General features: G+C 36.3%; 1 protein-coding gene and 1 pseudogene. Both read right to left on the reverse strand.

What is annotated here, in order from left to right; all coding sequences use genetic code 11:
• Nucleotides 1-271: pseudogene (locus A1019T_RS13460) on the reverse strand (glycosyltransferase); the annotation flags it as partial.
• Nucleotides 272-282: 11 nt separating this feature from the next.
• Entirely contained in the window at nt 283-1,143 is an 861-nt protein-coding gene (locus tag A1019T_RS12930; RefSeq protein ID WP_077452141.1) for a glycosyltransferase, read from the reverse strand.
• Nucleotides 1,144-1,329: the final 186 nt, after the last annotated feature.

Here is a 1,329-nt window from a genome sequence, read left to right on the forward strand (position 1 = left end):
GTTTTCCAATATTTTTATTGATGTAATAATCAATTTTTTTTGCAAATAATTTATGCCTTAACCGATGATTGGGTATTAATCTATAAGGCTTAAAGTCTACCTGATGGTGATGCAAAGTGTCACTTAACTTATACTCTACGGTTGATTTAAAACGTATGATATGTACTTCGTAACCAAGGTTGTGAAAACCCTCTCCAAGTGTAAGCACTGCCCTTTCTGCTCCGCCACCTTGCAAACAATTGATTACAAGCACTACTTTTTTTCGCATCATAAATGTATCGACTATCTGTTAAAAATTTTAGACAAAATACTACCTTTTATTGGGCGGGTTACTTTATTACCCTTATAACGCTTATGTGACTTCTTGGGGATTACACCAAAGGGCTCTACACGATAGTCTTCTAAATTGTAACCTGCATCAACAGCTTCTTTATAATATTCATCAAATAATTTGCTAAGCTCCTGTCTGGGATGCGGCATAATTCCACCATCAAACCAATGCTTATTACCTTCTTTCTCTAGCCTTGGTAATGAGTACTTATGGCTAAACTGTGTACCCATATCAGAGTAATGAAGAATCTTAATATCTTCAATATCTAAGTCCTCGCCATCAATACAGTTGTAGCTATCAATATAAGGAGTAATCAGCTCTGGATGCTCTTTGAACTGCTTCATTAACTTACCATGTCCCTCTGGATCAGCTTTTAACTGGCTCACAGGCGTTAAGATCTTATGAGCTTTTTGGCAATCCCATACACAAGTACAAAGTCGTGCAATGGCATCCTTTGTTTTGGCAGCGACAATCGCTTCGCCTTCGATAGGATGACTCCACAGCTTACTTAAGTCACTCAGCACAACCATGTCAGCATCCATGTAAATAGCACGACCTTCAAAATTGCAATATTCTGGAATAGCCCAACGAAATCCGGAAAAAGGAGTCGCCCACTTCTGAGTGTCCCAACCTTCACCTTTTTCTGGGTTCGAATACCAAAAGCTTTCCGGATTACGAGATAGCTGCATCCAAATTATTTCTACGGGTACAGTGGTATGTTTTTTTATGCTGTAATCCAGGACCATCATTTGTTCAAGGTCACAATTATTAGGATCACAGCCTACGAATACTTTAATTATGTTATTTGTCATATTTACACTCTTTTTTTATAAGTTCTAAACCAAATATTACATAAATTTAGTTTTCGTCATTATAAGCGGTCTCAAATTTCTATTTATTTCTTTCATTATTCTTTGCTTAATAGTACGTTCTGATTTTATTTCGTTCCCTCGTTTACCCTTTAAACTACTATCAATATTTTCGCCATTATTGAATAA

Origin of the sequence: Psychrobacter piechaudii (genome assembly GCF_900162825.1) — a bacterium.
Classification (GTDB): Bacteria; Pseudomonadota; Gammaproteobacteria; order Pseudomonadales; family Moraxellaceae; genus Psychrobacter; species Psychrobacter piechaudii.